We start from the raw sequence: 913 nt of genomic DNA, 5'->3' as shown, positions 1-913 counted from the left end.
CTGTCTGGTGGATTGTGGGCATGATGGAAGAATGAAATCTGTCGAACATTCTGGCGATATCATGCAGAGAATCACCTTGCTTATATCTGTCCCAGATAATCGCCTTCTGCTCTGGCGTGTAGTTAATCCGAGTTCTTCGTTTCATGACAACGTCCCCCCTTGATTAAGGATAGCGTTGCATCGAGCCATTGAACTCACAGCGAGGAGCAGACATTCGTCCTATCTCTTTTATCGCACTCTCAATAACCGCATATTCTTGATTGAATTCTTTGGTTTATCGTTCTTTCAGTCAGACTTTAAAAATTTAAAACTGTTTTGAATCGAAGATTTATGTAAACTATCATACTCATGTACTAGTCAGGTGGATTGCAATGAATTTTTCGTCAATTGAGGATGTTAGGAACCGTATCGATCAGATTGACAATGAACTGGTTAAAATGATCGCGCAACGTAGCCAGTGTGTTAAGGCTGCAGCAGCTTTCAAAAGTGACCATCCAGCCGTGCGTGCTCCAGACCGCGTCCAGCAGGTAATCGATAAGGTAAGTAAGCAGGCGACTGAAGCAGGACTTCCCACAGTGATTATCGAAAAGGTCTACCGGGCTATGATCGGTGCGTTTATCGATTATGAACTCGATCAACACAACCAACTGCGACAAGAAAACCGCTGAAATCGTGCGTCAAGTTACTATATAAGAGCTGTTGAATGTCTGCTTTTGGCTGTGAGTTCAATGGCTCGATGCAACGCTATCCTTAATCAAGGGGGGACGTTGTCATGAAACGAAGAACTCGGATTAACTACACGCCAGAGCAGAAGGCGATTATCTGGGACAGATATAAGCAAGGTGATTCTCTGCATGATATCGCCAGAATGTTCGACAGATTTCATTCTTCCATCATGCCCACAATCCACCAG

1 protein-coding gene and 2 pseudogenes are annotated in these 913 nt (G+C 44.0%); 2 read left to right on the top strand and 1 reads right to left on the bottom strand.

Annotation, left to right across the window (positions count from 1 at the left end; translation table 11 throughout):
* Positions 1-145: pseudogene (locus GS12_RS24550) on the bottom strand (IS30 family transposase); the annotation flags it as partial.
* A gap of 226 nt (positions 146-371) precedes the next feature.
* Here GS12_RS24550 and GS12_RS22695 point away from each other — a divergent pair.
* A complete protein-coding gene (locus GS12_RS22695; protein ID WP_034951282.1) occupies positions 372-668 on the top strand; it encodes a chorismate mutase in 297 nt (98 codons plus the stop codon).
* Positions 669-772: 104 nt separating this feature from the next.
* Positions 773-913, top strand: a pseudogene (locus GS12_RS24545) (IS30 family transposase); the annotation flags it as partial.

The sequence above is a fragment of the Erwinia oleae genome, from assembly GCF_000770305.1.
GTDB classification, from domain to species: Bacteria; Pseudomonadota; Gammaproteobacteria; order Enterobacterales; family Enterobacteriaceae; genus Erwinia; species Erwinia oleae.
Note: the sequence above shows the minus strand (reverse complement) of the source record. Positions and strands in the feature narration are given on the sequence as shown.

Coding starts and splice junctions, on each gene's coding strand:
- GS12_RS22695 (WP_034951282.1), top strand. CDS start 372: ATGAATTTTTCGTCAATTGAGGATGTTAGGAACCGTATCGATCAGATT.